This window comes from Pseudomonas migulae NBRC 103157, from assembly GCF_002091715.1.
GTDB lineage: Bacteria > Pseudomonadota > Gammaproteobacteria > Pseudomonadales > Pseudomonadaceae > Aquipseudomonas > Aquipseudomonas migulae_A.
In genome coordinates this window covers 36,143-51,557 of sequence record NZ_BDAG01000007.1, presented here as the reverse complement: position 1 = coordinate 51,557, position 15,415 = coordinate 36,143, and the positions used below count along the sequence as shown (strand labels likewise).

Here is a 15,415-nt window from a genome sequence, read left to right as displayed (position 1 = left end):
AATACCGTATTTTTCGGAATTTGAAAAACATGCTGCCGCAGCACTCAAGAGAATGCCGTTTAATTACCGATATTCGTTTACGATTGCTATTACCGGAAAAAAACCGGGTCAACCTCGATCAACTACGTCGACAACATAGGGTTCAAGCAACAAATCTGATTTTTTTTCGCCATCTACATAAAATGCCGCTTGGAATGTCAAACTGCCAACAGTAAGCGGTGGAGCGAACTGAACTCTGAAGTGGCCATCTTTAGCGACGATGCCTTTGCCAATCTCTTCATTAGATTCATTTTTCAACAACCGGATATCTGCGCCCGGCAACCCCAATCCTTCAACCCAGGACGAAGGCCCCACTTTAGCGTGCATCGCCGGACTGGTGATTTGCGCCCTGTCGATAAAATCCGTCACCTTGACATTCACGTCTGGCGCCCAGCCTTCACTTCCATCGACATGACGCTGCATGACCGAGAACACATGAGAATCCAAAGTCAGCGGCTCTGGAAACCTCACTGACCATCGACCTTGTGCATTCACGCTGGTTTGAGCGAGACGCGTCTGACTGTCTCGTCCCTCCAACACACTGATTTCGGCAAAAGCGCTGCCGGTGCCCTTCAGCAATGGCTGAACTTCAACAGTTTGATCCCCGTTTTCTGGATAGGTTAATACAGGGGGTGGAGCATCCAGACGCCCTGGCAATTCGAGCCGCTGGTTGAGGCGGTTGCAGAAGAACGTCAAATTGAAACTGCCATTACGATCGTCATCACACCGAACCACCCAACTGAGCTTCTTGTCCTCTGGTCGGATCAGTACGTAAGCCCCAGTCAGAGGCGTGAAATTCAGGCCCAGCGCCTTGGCAGAAAAATCGCCGGTCCAGCTCAGCATCGCGCGAGCATTCTGAAGATCCACACCTTCCGGCAACTTGATAACAAGGCGATACTCATGGCCCCTGATAAACAGCAGCGGAGCTTCCGTAACAGGCTTACTTTCGGGAGTGACATCGACCCACTCAAAACTCCAATCGATAGCGGGTACCACCTCCAGCGAGAACACGACTTTTTGTTCTGCTATGTCCGTGCGGTACGCAGTGACTCGATACTTTCCAGGTTCCAGGGCTTCAAATGGATAAGCGGATCGCCCCTGCTCATCCGTCAGGACAATGGAAGAAAGGAAAACCTCAGGCGGAGGTACATCGAGCGCGTCGACCACCCACGTAATTGAACAATTCGGCACAGGACGTGCCTGGTTGTCGGCCTTCTCAAGCACTTTCACCCACAACAACGTAGACGAACCTTTGTCGGCCACCGGGTAAGGGTAATCCGACGCGTGTCCGTGTATCACTGCGCCTTCGGCCACATAAAGCTTCAGCGACTGTTCACTTGACCCCACTACGGCGGTGAATGTTTGCATGCCGGCATCAGGACTCGGGATCGTAAATCGTGCAACCCCGTATCCATCAGTTTTGATCGGGCCCAACGTCTTGCCATCGTACTTCAGCATGACGTCGACGTCCGGAGCGGCTGTTCTATCCAGTTTGATGACATGGCATCGCAAAACAAGATCAGTCCCGACAACCGCCATACTCTCAGCCGCCAACAGCCTGACGGAAGGCCGGTCCAGGAAAGTGATATTGCCGATCAGTTTAGGGCTCAGAGTGCTGTAACGAACCAGCACCGTCGCATTCGTTACAGGCTCCATGCTTCTGAGATTCGTCCTGGCAAACCCGTTCTCATCGGTTACCGCCGACAAGTAATCGGCGCGTATACCGTGACCGGCAAACTCCATAGTACGACCGATACCGGGGTTTTCGTGAAAATCTACCAGTTGCACCTCGAGCGGAATGAAGTCTTGACCACCGGCCAAATACTCTCTGGATTCAAACCGAAGGCTGTCCAACGCAAATCCCAGCGTTCTCTCGTCACAATCGATGACGACTTCGGCAACAGCCACCTGCTGCAAACCATAAACGGCTTTCACATGTGCAATACCCATCCAGCTGCCAGCCTTGAAACGCGCTACGGCACGCCCGTCCTGGTCAGTGAAGGACTCATCGTCGAGCAAACCAGGACGATCACAGCTCCATCTCACGGTGATACCCACATAAGGTTTGTCGTCCAGATCACGTACTTTCAACTCGATCAATGCCACCTGTTCTTCGCCGGCATTGGCTATGAGTGGAGTACCTAAGCAATTGATCTCTGCAGTGCTGCTTTGGCCCAACTCACCAAACGATTGATCATCGCCCTGGATTGAAGATTCGGACAGAGACTCCAACAAATGCTCGGCGGCACTGCGGCAGGCGTACTTATCGCTATCGGGCGTCAGTTTGCCCAGCTCGATAATGGCTTTGGCAGCCAGACCACTGCGCACGGCCAGGCCGCGAATACGAAGTAACGTATCCAGAACGTCAAACCCCTTAACAATCGGACTATCGGGAAGAAGATGCAGAATACAATCGAGTACCTCTCTGACTCCCCACTTCAATACTTGCGCCAGTTGAGACGCAGCTGAGTCGCGAATCAGGCGAAAATCCTCGTCCGTTAAACATTCCGGCAGGCTGTTGACCAACTGCAAATAATCCAGCAGTTTTTCGGCGGGCTGCTCAGTATGAATAACAGCGCGCCGGTACAAGGTCAGTTTGTACATCGTATGCAACGTCAGGTCTTTGGCTTGCAGAAGGCCGAACCATTTCCAGTTTTCCCTGGTTGTCAGGGTGACGAGCATCGCCGAACTAAGACCCAGTTTTTGCACCACTGCCGCGCGACGCAACAGATGCGCCAGCAACGACAACACTTCATCACCTACCCTGATTTTATCGGCACCTGATGTCACGGCACTCAAAGCTCGAGCAGCCTCCGTGAGCAAGAGAGAAACGCCGCCCTGGCTTACCCATTTGAGCAGTGGAAGCGTCAGGTCCGGATTCAAATCCAGGTAGCCCGACAGGCTTTCCTGCACTACAGCACTTTGGGAGGCCTTGATTTGCAGCAGCATGGCCAAAATGATCGACACCACACGCTCGGCCTCATCGGGCTCGAGCTTTTCTTCACGAGCAGCGACCTGGATTTCTGCGCGAGCCAGTCGCTCGTATGCTTCCCCGTCGTTAACCGCCAATGCCCGTACCAACCCATGGGAGTCGACCACCACTTTCAACAAATCCAACCAGCCCGCATAGTCGATGTTTCGGCTGACAGGCACACCGGCTTCGAGCAACTTGGCTTCCGTGAACAACACCGGTTGCGAACGTTGATGCAATGTTTCCAGCAAACTCGTATCAGCCGCGGTAGGTAGTTGCGGCACAATAACGGGGGCGACTTTTTGCACCACCCAGGACACGCTGAGGTCATTTTCCCTGCACCACTGAACGCAATCCGCCGCAGCCCTCATCACGCTTAATATGTCGCCATCGCTGGTGACACCGCTTACCGAAATACGAGATTCCCCGGTAATTTTCTGCAGCAACACGCCCGCTCCACGCTCGCTGAACGTCTCCAACAGTGCCCCCATCTCGATGGGTGTGACTTTCAACAAGGAAGACAACCTCACCAGGCGATACAACGACGACAGGATCGGTAAGCTGCGCTCCAAGTGAGTGGTTAAATTGTGGCTCTTGGCGACCACTCGAGCCAGGTAACGCCACTCTTCCTCGTTGAGCCCCAAGGCACAGCAGATATGGTCAACGGTGCGCTTGTCGGCACGGGTCTGCGCATTGATAGAAAACTGGCCGTTGTCGAGTATGAGCGGGGCATCGAAATAGGCTTTATTATTAAAAATCCTGTCGAACTGGGAGTCTTCCTTTCCTGTAAAAAACAGTGAAATTTCGTCGAACAACGCGGCACATTCTTCAGCTGAACAGTTGAATGCTTGCCTGAACTCCTGAAACAGCCCTAGTGCTCGGAGCGTGTTATTGGTGATTCGCAATGGCGCCGGATCGGCGCTTGACGTGCTTTGCAAGTTCCGACGTTGTTCGGCTCTGATCGCGGCAACCACCAGTCGATCGCACGCCTGAAACGGCAGCTTCAACCAGCGCGCCAGCCGCAACATACGGTTGATGCGCTCGAAGCGATTCTGATTGGTATTAATCAACTGACGGGTTAACCCCTTTGACGCATCCGAAAGACCCAACGCCGGGGACTTGCCATCGTTGATGAACACCGAACCGAATTTCTCGGGGCCGAAGGCATCGACAGGCACAATCGTCTGGTTTTTTGAACAGCCGGTCGCGTGGTCTTCGATGGAAAGAAACTCCGTCAGATCCTGCGCATTAATTGATGCTTTAGTACAAAAGTGCACCGAGTCGAGCAGAGCGTCAGGAGTTGTGCCGAAATTGTCGCTTATGAACTGTTCAAAAGATGGAACTGGAGCTACCCATTGCGCGGCGGGGGTACCGGTCAATGTTTCATCACTTTCAGTTTGACTGGTCAGAGGAAATTTGTAGGACTCTGTCAACAACAGCTGGCCCACAGGGCCCACGCAACTGGACTGACGCAGCGCCACATCGGAAGAAGTGCCATGCGCACCTTTCTGCTTGAAGTACGGGGCGGATTTATCTATGGCGCGTACCACCTCACCCAGCAAAATATTGTTGTGCTGGAGTACTTGGCTCCATTGCTCGTGATACCACTCGAACGGCATGCTTCGGAAAGGGAAACGCGTCTGCAGCATCAAGTCATCCACCACATGGTCGGATTGAAGTGTGACGCTGGCTTTGATTATGTCCTCCATGACTCCGTTAACGAGTGATACCGTCGACTTGAGCTGATACAGGCTTGTCGCGTCGAGTTGTAGTGTGCCGATATCCGGCCTCCGGCTCCTGATAGTCAGAGTCTCACCGCCGGCTCGACCTTCCAGGTCAAGGGCCAACTCGCACAATTTAACCAGGTAGGCACAAGCGCCATTGTTGGCATCCGGACTTTGTGGCGGGGTGCAATTCTCCCAGTCGGTGTCGAACAATCCATCCAGTGTCGGCGTGTCCCCCACCGTCCTGATCCCGGAATGGTGCAATGGATTGGGTGGTCCTTGGCGCAACAGTTGCTGTTCACGGTATTCACGGGCCGTATATACCGCCAGGCTAGTAGCGCTTTCCAAAAGGGCATGAGCGTCCCGCAGATGTATATCAAACGTTTCTACAATGACATGCGGCCCCATCTCCAACAGCTCATAAACCGTTCCGCCCTTCTGGATGAAACCCTGGAATCGACTCAATATCGAGGGATCGACGGTTGCCGTTGTCAACTTTAAAAGCTGCTCCAGGGCAGGGTTAGTCAGATTGTCACTCATTGAACTTTCTCCTGCGAACGGGCGAAGAAAAACGAAATGCTGAAGGCATACGTCTGGGTCACAAGTGATTTTTTACGCCGCGGGTAATGATTTATCTACCTGTTAAAAATGACAGCTCAGACGGACGGTCATGTGCGCTACAGGTAAGTCATTGGAAACTTCTTCCCGGAAAATACCCGCCAGATGGCAGATTTCCTTTCCCGAGAAAACAATTGGGAAGCTGCACTGGTGGTTATTTTGGAGGGGTCAGGATGTACACATCAAAAAGATACTCATCTCCATCAGCACCTCCGCCGACGAGCAGAAATCCATGAATTAGATAAATCGATCTGGGCCCTGAAGCGACTGGAACTGAAAAGGAATAATCGAGGTAACCGGGAGGGTCCTGTCTGCCGATAACCTGCCCAGGCTTGTCTTTATCGATTACTCCATTGACAAATCCGGTATCCCCCCCGTGAGGATTTGTTCCGGTGAAACTCAGCGGGGAGGCATAAAACTTGCCTGGTTGAGGTAGTGTATCCGGTGGTGGTACTGGAGATGCATTCGCAATGGATGTATCGATTGACCGGGCTGCGGTGGATGACTCAATGCGGTGGGCTGCCATGGGAGCGCTCCTTTTCGGATGCAGAGCTCCGGAAACAGTACGGAGCGAGGTTGTCGCTATTTAGCCTCCGGGCAGTTGGCTCTGACTACTGTCATAAATAACAGGTAATCCCTTAATCGCCTTGATAACCGCTACCGCTTGTCTGCTATTAATTCGTTTCTATCCCAAGCCATTGGCCAGAACGTTTTTCGGCATTGCCTCACGTCCGCCAAAATCCGCCGGCTTATGCGCCTGGTGCCTGCCCCATAATTTGATTCTCGTCGCCGCTCATCAGTAAGCGGGTTTAGTCGATGGGGGTAATCAACAAGGTGCAAAGCACCTCCATCTGTCAGCCCCGGCCTCTGGCAATGGGTATTGATCAGTTGAGTGAGTCGGGGTTGCTGCTGGTGGAGAAGTCGCTGGAGAACGAGCAGGCGATCAAGGCGATGTGCAGCAAGATCAAAAGATCGCAGCCTGCGGCAGCTCCTACAGAACCGGTGATCAAACGCAACATTGCGATGGCCACGGTCAATGCAGGAGCTGCCGCAGGCTGCGATCTTTTGCGGTATCAGGCCGAAGCAGGCAACGGCTGAAAACTGAAGTACTGCTTCAGCGCCGCCACCAATTGCCCATACTCCGGCGGTGCCCATTGCAGGCTGAACCCGGCGTCATAGTGGTGAGGTGTCGCGTCTTCATGGCACCACAGGCAGCAGGCGTTGAGGTCGATCACCTGCTGGCAGCCTTCGGCCATGGGGATTTTCAGGCGCAAATCGAAATCGGCGCCGATCATGATTGGCAACTGACTGATGAGCATCAACCCGTCTTCAGAGACATTGCCCAGGAAGCCGATCGGTTTATCAGTGACGCTGTTGAATACTCTCAGAAAATACGGCAGTTGATGCCGCTCGATCCGGCGGTCGGTGAACATGCGCAATACGCCCAGCAAGGCCCTTAAGCAGGGCCGCACTAATGCTTCGGAACGGGCCTGCCTTGATCAAACAAGACCTTAGGCAATGGGCGCGCTCTCCCCGATCCCGGTGCGACAGTCCATGGAGCCGCTGTCGCTTGATTCTGCCGATCACAGGTGTTACGTCGGCTTAACAGCAAGGCTCTAAACCGGCTTATTCGACTATAGCTCACCACCGCCAGCGAGCCAGCCGTCGAATGCAATCAGAACCGGGTCGGGCGAACCACGGCGGCGGTGCTGCGCAGCGGGTAATGACCCAGCGACTGCAAGGTCTCCAACCGGGCGCGTGCGCGGTAGGCGTACTCGCTTTGCGGGTAGGAGGCGATGATGAACTGGTAGGTCTGCGCCGCATCGACGAACAGTTTCTGCCGCTCCAGACACAACCCGCGCAGCATCGACACTTCCGGCCACACATAAGACCGCGCGCGGCTGGCGCGCTCGACTTTGGACAGCTCAAGCGTCACTTGCTCGCAATTGCCACGGTCATAAGCCTTGTAGGCATTATTCAAATGATGGTTCATCGAAAAACGGGTGCAGCCCACAACACTGAGGGCAAGGATGGCTATGAGCACGAATCGCATGGGGGTTCTCCTGTCTTGAGCTCTGTATCGACCCGTGGTGCAAAATCTTCAGGAATGTTCGTTTAAAGAAACAAACGAATAAGTAGTGCAAACGAACAATGACTACAACCGGAGACCATAGTAGCCTCACTCAGCGCTTGAACTCAGGAGTCTATGCATGTCCGTCCGTCGTACCAAAATCGTCGCTACCCTTGGCCCGGCCAGTAACTCGCCGGAAGTTCTCGAACAGCTGATTCTGGCTGGCCTGGACGTCGCCCGCCTGAACTTCTCCCACGGCACCCCCGACGAGCACAAGGCTCGCGCGAAGCTGGTGCGTGACCTCGCTGCCAAGCACGGCCGCTTCGTTGCCCTGCTGGGTGACCTGCAAGGCCCGAAAATCCGTATCGCCAAATTCGCCGACAAGAAGATCGAGCTTAAGATCGGTGATCAATTCACCTTCTCCACCAGCCATCCTCTGACCGAAGGCAACCAGCAAGTGGTCGGCATCGACTACCCGGACCTGGTCAAGGACTGCGGCGTCGGCGACGAACTGCTGCTCGACGACGGCCGTGTGGTAATGCGCGTCGATACCGCCACCGCGACCGAACTGAACTGCACCGTGACCATCGGCGGCCCGCTGTCGGACCACAAAGGCATCAACCGTCGCGGCGGTGGCCTGACTGCGCCAGCCCTGACCGAGAAAGACAAGGCTGACATCAAGCTCGCCGCAGAAATGCAGGTCGACTACCTGGCCGTGTCCTTCCCGCGTGATGCGGCCGACATGAACTACGCCCGTCAACTGCGTGACGAGGCCGGCGGTACTGCCTGGCTGGTGGCGAAGATCGAACGCGCCGAAGCCGTGGCCGACGACGAAACCCTCGACGGTCTGATCCAGGCTTCCGACGCCGTGATGGTTGCCCGTGGCGACCTGGGCGTGGAAATCGGCGACGCCGAGCTGGTGGGCATTCAGAAGAAGATCATTCTGCACGCACGCCGCCACAATAAGGCTGTGATCGTGGCGACCCAGATGATGGAGTCGATGATCCAGAACCCGATGCCGACCCGCGCCGAAGTGTCCGACGTGGCCAACGCCGTGCTCGACTACACCGACGCCGTGATGCTGTCCGCCGAATCCGCCGCCGGCCTGTATCCGCTGGAAGCCGTGCAAGCGATGGCGCGCATCTGCGTCGGCGCTGAAAAGCACCCGACCGGCAAGACCTCCAGCCACCGCATCGGCAAGGAATTCACCCGCTGCGACGAGAGCATTGCGCTGGCGACCATGTACACCGCCAACCACTTCCCGGGCGTGAAAGCGATCATCGCCTTGACCGAAAGCGGTTACACCCCGCTGATCATGTCGCGCATCCGTTCTTCGGTGCCTATCTATGCGTATTCGCCGCACCGCGAAACCCAGGCGCGCGCAGCGATGTTCCGTGGCGTGTACACCATTCCGTTCGACCCGGCTTCGCTTGAGCCACACGAAGTCAGCCAGAAGGCGATCGACGAGCTGGTCAAGCGCGGCGTCGTGGAGAAAGGCGACTGGGTCATCCTGACCAAGGGCGACAGCTACCACACCACCGGCGGCACCAACGGGATGAAAATCCTGCACGTTGGCGATCCGCAGGTCTGAGTGACCGCTTGCTGAAAAAAGAAAGCCCTGCCATGTGAATGGCGGGGCTTTTTCGTTTGCGCCTCGCTGGCACGATCTATTTCAAATAGGCCGACACTTGCGCGTGATTCAAAATTTGAGTTCTTTTAACTAGCGTCGAGTGGAGATTAATCATTTTTTTCTGAAGGTGGCGTCTTTCCGAGTACGTGATCGGTTCGAAAGTCTGGCCAATCTCCGCAGGTTCCTTATACCGCTTGGTCTCTAACACGACAGATGCAAGTGGCTGCCATCCGCCATGGCGTTGATGTGGCTCTTGCAGCTCTACATCCAGAAAAACAAAGTTTCCACGCCCCTGCGTTTGCTCAAACCAATCAATTCCTATTTTTGACGTCTGACGAATAAACCAAGTTGCGATCGTAGTTTTCACCGCTGCTGGCAAGCCCTCGACCGTTGAGAAAACCTCGTCAGGGGTTTTCTGTAAAAAATCTTTCATAGCTGACACGTGAGACGTCGGCATCGGCCTTTTCGCGTTCTTTTTCAAGAACTCATCCAGCGGTTTACCGTGTGCGTACAGGCGTTCCATTTTCCCGCCGATATTCAACAAGGATACGTTTTCCTTCAGATAGTCCGCCCAGCTCTGCAACATGGCCTTCGCATCGTCGATAGTCCCCCTGTAGAAGTGGGCATCATCTACAAACTCTTTGGCACGATCGTCATCAACGACAATGCCGTTCCCGATCTTTTTCATTAAACCCGAATAGTTCATCTCGGCCGCCATACCGAAGACACTCAGCCCGTTATTGAGCATATCGATGGTTATCGAACTCCGGTCCGGATTGGCATTACCAAAACGCGGAAGAAACCGGCTGCGCACATCGCCAAAACCGTAGATCAAATCTATCGGCGGAGAGAGCCCATCGGTATCGCTGAAGGTGATCGGATTATTCCTTACGAACCGGTAAAAATTTAGCCCATCAATATTTCCAGCGGGATCAGGATTGACCCACCGCTGCAACCAAGGCGCGTAATAACGCAGCCCATAATAATAAAGCCCGCTGGCATCACGATCCTTACCTGAATATCGAATGGTCTTGTAACTGGCCTCGGGACTTCCGTTATCCATCCACCAGGCTGTTCCGCCGTAAGGCAAATACCATTCCCGACTCAGCACATCCGCTGTCTGGTTCAACTCAAGGCTACTGGATCCCAAGTGGTCTGGCTGGCTATAACACCAATGCTCCGGCGCCATACCGGCAGGAGGTTCCGATTCCCAATGCATGACACTGATCGTGGTCAGCCCTGCCTCTGGCCTGACAACCTGATAAGCCTTGCCAGTATTTGAATCCGTATGCAGTTCGATTCCTGGCAAGTAACGAACTTCTCGAATCACGTTTCCGAATCTACTCAACCGAGTAGTGGATTTACGCAGACGCTGCCCTTGGCTGTCGTACCTATAGACATCGCTATCGTCCTCGTCACCGGGCCGGGAGACCGGTGTCACACGCTGCAATTGATTCCTGCCATCCCACTCCAATGCCTGTCCGCGCAACAACGCCCGGCTATTGCCATTGGGATCAAAACCAGCGGCAATTTCTGGCTCGCCGGGTACCTCATCGTCGTACACCGGAAGGCTGCGATTACTGTGGATCGCAGTGACCATTTTGCGCGTGTACTGATTGCCGCCGACATGAACCAGCCTGCGCAAATTGCCGGCCTCGTCAAATTCATAGTCTTCACGGAAGTTGGCGACCTGAGCGGAGTCCTGGGTATCGAGTGCCTCGAACCCCGTACTCCAGATCAGTTGAAAGAGCGAGTCATAACCATAGGTACAACGGTGATCAACTTGCTGATTGCGAAAGTAAACAGTTGCTGCGGCCTCGTCATTGACCTCCACCACATTGCCCACCGGATCGTAGGCATAACGCAGACTTTGCAAGGGCCGTTGAGCGTTTGCTGCGCTATGCAGATGAGCAAGCCGCCCGTCACGATCATCGTACACGCGAGTGGTTATGACACCATTGCCAGCGACTTCGCGCACAATCCGGTTATCCACGTTGTATTCGATGGATTCGACGACAGGCTTTTCGACAGCATCTTTGATCTGTAGATGCGCTTGTTTCAGATTTCCGGCCAGGTCATAGATATTGCGCTGGATGTTTTGGCGGGAGTCGATCTGTCGAAGCGTTTCGCCCAGCGCACTTAATTCCCAGCGTGTTGTGAAGGGCTGCTGTTCAAGTAAGGTCTCTCGTTCTAATTCATCCAACGGCCAGTCCGCGGAGAGCAGGGAATGGGTGAAGCGTCGCGTCTGCACAAGTGGTGCGCCCAGCAGCCCGAAGTCTGAAGTCGTTTCACTACCGACGGTGTCGTCATGTCGAATGAGTCGACCGCATTGATTTCGACTGACCGACTCGGCATCGGCCTGGCCGTAACTCAATCGCTCGACCACTGCCGAAGGTTGATCCGGCATGGTCTCTGTCACAGCGACAAGCCTGTTCAATGCGTCGCGTGTTTGCTGGCGGAAATGTCCGCGACTGTCCCAGAAGCATGTTGATTCCCCGGTTTCATCGAACAGCATCAAACGCCAACCCGAGTCCACACTGTCAGAAAAAACCGTCGCAGCGGACAAGCTGAAATGGCCGCAGAGATTTTCCTTCACTGCTGGATCCGACTCTGCTTGACGCCCGAGTCTCGGATCGATGGAAGCGCTTAAGCGTCCATGCCAGTCATGCTTCTGACGAGTGATTCTGGACTCTGCTGGCGACCCTACCTGCGCACGGTGGTAGTCGATCATTCTGACTGCCAATCCACGAGGATCTACCGATGTCACTTTTGGAGTGAATGCGTCCAGTGAGATTTGCAAGGTATTGAGCATCGACATTTCAATCCATTGGTGGCCGTGGCATAGCGAAGATAGCAGCCCGAAAACAACTTCCCTCTCATTACCCTCACTGGCGCGTAGGCGCTACTGTCAAGGTTGACAGCAGCGATGAACGGGTTGCCCCGAAGCCGCTGAAACGCAAAGGCCCCGCCGTGTGAACGGCAGGGCCTTTTTTGATCTGGAAGACAGGCTGTCTGGACGACCGCCTTCGCGGGCAAGCCCGCTCCCACAGGTTCCTGAGTGAAACTCTAAATTTGTGGTCACCTCCAATCCCTGTGGGAGCGGGCTTGCCCGCGAAGGGGCCCGTCCGGCCAGCGATATCTCAATGCCGGTTGATAAACCCCGACAACGCCGCAACCGCTTCCGGCGAACGCAGTCGTTGGGTGAACAAGGCGCCCTCTTCTTCTATTACCTTGCGCACTTGCTCGCGGTCCGGGGCTTTCATCAATTGTTTGCTGATACGCACCGCTTCCGGTGGCAGCGATTCGAAACGCCGCGCCATCTCCCGCGCCTTGGCCAATGCGGCTTCGCCACTGCCCAGCGCTTCGGTTGCGATGCCCCACTCGGCCGCTTGTTCACCGCTGAAACCTTCACCGAGCAGCAACAGTTCCGCCGCTTTGGCATGCCCGAGCAATCGAGGCAAAAGCAGGCTGGAGCCGAACTCCGGGCATAAGCCGAGGTTGACGAAGGGCATGCGCAAGCGCGCATCACGGCTGACATACACCAGATCGCAATGCAGCAGCAGCGTCGTGCCGATGCCCACCGCCGCACCCGCGACGGCAGCGATCACCGGTTTTCGGCATTCCAGCAGCGTGAGCATGAACTGGAACACCGGGCTATCCAGGTTGCTCGGTGGTTGCTGCAGGAAGTCGGCGATATCGTTGCCGGCGGTGAAGCACTCGGCGGAACCGGTGATCAGCACCGCGTTGATTTCGGGGTCGGTGTCAGCCTGCTTCAGCGCTTCGGCCAGATGGCTATACATCGCACGAGTCAGGGCGTTTTTCTTGTCGGGGCGGTTCAGGCGCAGGGTCAGCAGGCCGCGTTCGCGTTCAATCTGGATGGCATCGGTCATGGAAGGTCTCGCGTCTGAAAAATCAGCGCTCAACCGCGAGGCAGGAAGACGTCGGCCAGCAGTTGATTGCGCGGCAGTCCCGCCAGGTACAGGCGCCGGGCAAAGGCATCGACGCTGTCGGGGGATCCGCAGATTAAGGCCTGGGTTTGTCGCGAAACAAGCCGCAGTTGCGCCAAAGCCGCGGGCAACTCGGTCGGTGTCCACAGTTCGACGCTGAGGTTCGGGCGGCTGGCGGCCATGGCCTGCAAGGGTTTGGCCAGATAATGCTCATCGGCATCATGGGCGAGGTGAATCACGCGGATGGCGCCTTGGTGATTCTGGCGCAGGGCTTCACGCAAGACGCCGAACAACGGGCCCAGTCCGGTGCCAGCGGCCATCAGCCACAGTGGCCGGGTGTGCCAGTCCGGATCGTAATGCAAGGCCCCGCCGCGCAATTCGCCGAGTCGCAGCGGATCGCCGATTTTCAACTGACGCGCAGCATCACTGAATTCGCCGGGTTGGCGACAGTCGAGATGGAACTCCAGAAAACGGTCTTCTTCCGGCAGGCTGGCCAGGGAATAAGGCCGCGCCACGTTGCCGGCCCATAACACCAGATGCTGACCGGCGCTGTAGCGCAACGGGCGTTGTGGCGTCAGGCGCAGTCGCAAAACGCTGCTGCTCAACCAATCGACGGCGGCGACCTCGGCCGGACGGCCGTCCTGTTGCGGGTCGAAGGCATGCACCTGCAAATCCTCGACCACCTGGCACTGGCACGCCAGGCGCCAGCCTTGCTGACGCTGTTCTGCGCTGAGCGCATCGGGCCGGCTGTCGCTCGGCAATCCTTGCGTACATTGCACCAGACACGCATGGCAACTGCCGGCGCGACAACTGTAGGGCACGGACACACCGTTTTGATTCAACGCATCCAGCAGGTTGCTGCCAGGCGCTACCGACCATTGACGATCGCCGACCCGCAACTCAGGCATCGACGTTCTCCCACGCCGCCGCGCAACGATTGCGGCCGTCGCGCTTGGCGCGATACAGCGCCTGATCGGCACGCTGCAAGGCGTCGTCGAGATCATCGCCCAATTCCAGCAGAGTCATGCCCGCCGACAGGCTGAGGTTGCCCACTTTCAGGCCGATCAACTCGACGTCGGTGAAGGCAATCCGCAACCGCTCGCAACAGGACGTCAGACGTTCAGGGCCGCAATCGGGCAGCAGCACCACGAACTCTTCGCCGCCATAACGGGCCAGCACATCCCCTTCACGCAAGCAGGCGCTGGCCACACCGGCGAACGCTTGCAACACCTGATCGCCGGCAGCGTGGCCGTGTACATCGTTGATGCGTTTGAAATGGTCGAGGTCGATCAGCGCCAGGCCATGCACGACACCGATTTCCATGGCGTTGAGTTCGCGGGAGGCCAGGCGCAGGAAATGCCGACGGTTGAACAGTCCGGTCAACTCGTCGGTGGCCACCAGGTCTTCGAGCTGGCGCATCATTCCGCGCAGGGTGTCCTGATGCGCCTGCAACGCAAAGCGGCGTTGCCGCATCCGCTGGCGCGAGGCCTGTACATAGCGGGCGTAAAGCTCCAGCCAGACCAGCACGATAAACAGCACGCACACCTGCAACGCGGCCAGCGCCGGGTCGGCCAACTGGAAGTGGTAGCCCTCCCACAGCGTGATCGCGCTGAAACTGAAAAACACCAACAGCGCGCACCGCACAAAGGCCCGGCGTGACAAGTGAAACAGCCCGAACAGCAGAATCAGCACGTAGAACACCAGAAACGCGCCGCGTGCCTCATCCAGATGGGCGATCAGCCAGGTTTGCCAGCCCAGTCCCAGCAACACTTGCGCTTCGGTCAGGCTGGGGTCGGAAAACCGCAGGTTCCAGCCGCTGTAGAACACCGCGAACAACGTCGCCTGGCTGATGACCACCAGCGCGCTGCCAACGGCGACATTGGCCAGGGGTTCATCGTAATGGCCCGTGAAAAACGCCAGCCACAGCAGCAGCAGGGCCAGGGCGTAGGTGCCGGCTGCGAGGGCAAAACGTTTGAGCAAAAGGCGCTGGATGGCGTTATGGGTCAATCGTTGACTCACCGTGCGAAAGGAGGCTGACCGAGTGTCCTACTCTACAGACCGAATGCCACTTTAGTGGCGTGTCTGACAAATGACCATTCAATTTTCAGGCCGGAAAACTGGCGTCAAGGTCATGACTTTAGACCCTCCCTGGATTTGTGCATAAACCTCACCAACCTTGTAGGAGCCGGCTTGCTGGCGATGGCGGTCTGACATTCGAAATTAATGTCGACTGTTACACCGCCATCGCCAGCAAGCCGGCTCCTACAGGTGAGTGCGCGTTCGCAAGCTTGATCTGTACGACCAACGATTGACTGTCGACGCGTGTACCGGGCACCGAGGCGCGTTATACTGCCGCGCCTTTTTAGCGTCGCGCCAGCATGCCCGGCGTGCCTTGAAAGGTGCTTGCAACCGACC

Annotated in this window: 10 protein-coding genes; 2 read left to right on the top strand and 8 right to left on the bottom strand. The window is 56.1% G+C overall.

Annotated elements, in window-relative coordinates; translation table 11 throughout:
- Positions 1–108 precede the first annotated feature (108 nt).
- Entirely contained in the window at positions 109–5,274 is a 5,166-nt protein-coding gene (locus PMI01S_RS07580) for a Tc toxin subunit A (RefSeq protein ID WP_084318908.1), read from the bottom strand.
- Between the two features lie 232 nt (positions 5,275–5,506).
- Positions 5,507–5,878 carry a hypothetical protein gene (locus PMI01S_RS30955; RefSeq protein ID WP_139273097.1) on the bottom strand — a complete coding sequence of 124 codons (372 nt, stop codon included), beginning with the start codon at positions 5,876–5,878 and terminating at the stop codon, positions 5,507–5,509.
- Positions 5,879–6,168: 290 nt separating this feature from the next.
- On the opposite strand from PMI01S_RS30955, the gene PMI01S_RS07575 reads away from it, so the two are divergent.
- The gene (locus PMI01S_RS07575; protein WP_084318906.1) at positions 6,169–6,450 is read left to right on the top strand and encodes a hypothetical protein; all 282 of its coding nucleotides are present in this window, start codon (positions 6,169–6,171) and stop codon (positions 6,448–6,450) included.
- On the opposite strand, the gene PMI01S_RS07570 is transcribed toward PMI01S_RS07575, so the two are convergent.
- Positions 6,426–6,785 (bottom strand): PilZ domain-containing protein, encoded by a 360-nt coding sequence (locus tag PMI01S_RS07570; protein ID WP_084318905.1) that lies wholly within the window; start codon positions 6,783–6,785, stop codon positions 6,426–6,428. The two genes, PMI01S_RS07575 and PMI01S_RS07570, sit on opposite strands and share 25 nt — an antisense overlap.
- A 242-nt stretch (positions 6,786–7,027) precedes the next feature.
- On the bottom strand, positions 7,028–7,405 hold the full coding sequence (locus tag PMI01S_RS07565) for a hypothetical protein (RefSeq protein WP_084318903.1): 378 nt from the start codon (positions 7,403–7,405) through the stop codon (positions 7,028–7,030).
- A 157-nt stretch (positions 7,406–7,562) separates the two neighbouring features.
- Here PMI01S_RS07565 and pyk point away from each other — a divergent pair, with 157 nt between their 5' ends.
- Positions 7,563–9,014, top strand: coding sequence for a pyruvate kinase (gene pyk, locus PMI01S_RS07560; RefSeq protein ID WP_084318901.1), 1,452 nt, complete (start codon positions 7,563–7,565; stop codon positions 9,012–9,014).
- A gap of 76 nt (positions 9,015–9,090) precedes the next feature.
- Here pyk and PMI01S_RS07555 read toward each other — a convergent pair whose 3' ends face one another.
- The 4 genes from PMI01S_RS07555 to PMI01S_RS07540 all read right to left on the bottom strand — a co-directional run bounded on the left by PMI01S_RS07555 (position 9,091) and on the right by PMI01S_RS07540 (position 15,007).
- Positions 9,091–11,871 (bottom strand): RHS repeat domain-containing protein, encoded by a 2,781-nt coding sequence (locus PMI01S_RS07555; RefSeq protein ID WP_084318899.1) that lies wholly within the window; start codon positions 11,869–11,871, stop codon positions 9,091–9,093.
- 322 nt (positions 11,872–12,193) lie between these two features.
- A complete protein-coding gene (locus tag PMI01S_RS07550; RefSeq protein WP_084318897.1) occupies positions 12,194–12,943 on the bottom strand; it encodes an enoyl-CoA hydratase-related protein in 750 nt (249 codons plus the stop codon).
- A gap of 29 nt (positions 12,944–12,972) precedes the next feature.
- Positions 12,973–13,908, bottom strand: a complete 936-nt coding sequence (locus tag PMI01S_RS07545; protein ID WP_084318895.1) for an iron-sulfur-binding ferredoxin reductase — start codon at positions 13,906–13,908, stop codon at positions 12,973–12,975.
- The gene (locus PMI01S_RS07540; RefSeq protein ID WP_084318893.1) at positions 13,901–15,007 is read right to left on the bottom strand and encodes a GGDEF domain-containing protein; all 1,107 of its coding nucleotides are present in this window, start codon (positions 15,005–15,007) and stop codon (positions 13,901–13,903) included. The genes PMI01S_RS07545 and PMI01S_RS07540 overlap by 8 nt, the downstream gene beginning before the upstream one ends.
- Positions 15,008–15,415 lie beyond the last annotated feature (408 nt).